Annotated in this window: 1 pseudogene; it reads right to left on the minus strand. The window is 70.2% G+C overall.

The window, feature by feature from the left end:
- Positions 1-272, minus strand: a pseudogene (locus UK12_RS34725) (TrmH family RNA methyltransferase); the annotation flags it as partial.

A 272-nucleotide genomic window follows, 5' to 3' on the forward strand; every position in this document is an offset into this window, starting at 1 on the left:
GCGTCCATGCCGAGGGCGGCCGCGGAGCGGAAGATGGCACCGATGTTGGTGTGGTCGTTGACCGACTCCATGACCACCACGCGGCGGGCGGTCTGGAGCAGCTCGGTCGCCGTCGGCAGCGGCTTGCGCTGCATGGAGGCGAGCGCGCCGCGGTGCACGTGATAGCCGGTGACCTGCTCGGCGAGCTCGGGGCTTACCGCGTACACCGGGGCCGGGAGCTCGTCGATGACGTCGCGCATGACGTCGACCCACTTGGCCGACAGCAGCATCGA

It is taken from the genome of Saccharothrix sp. ST-888 (assembly GCF_000955975.1).
GTDB lineage: Bacteria > Actinomycetota > Actinomycetes > Streptomycetales > Streptomycetaceae > Kitasatospora.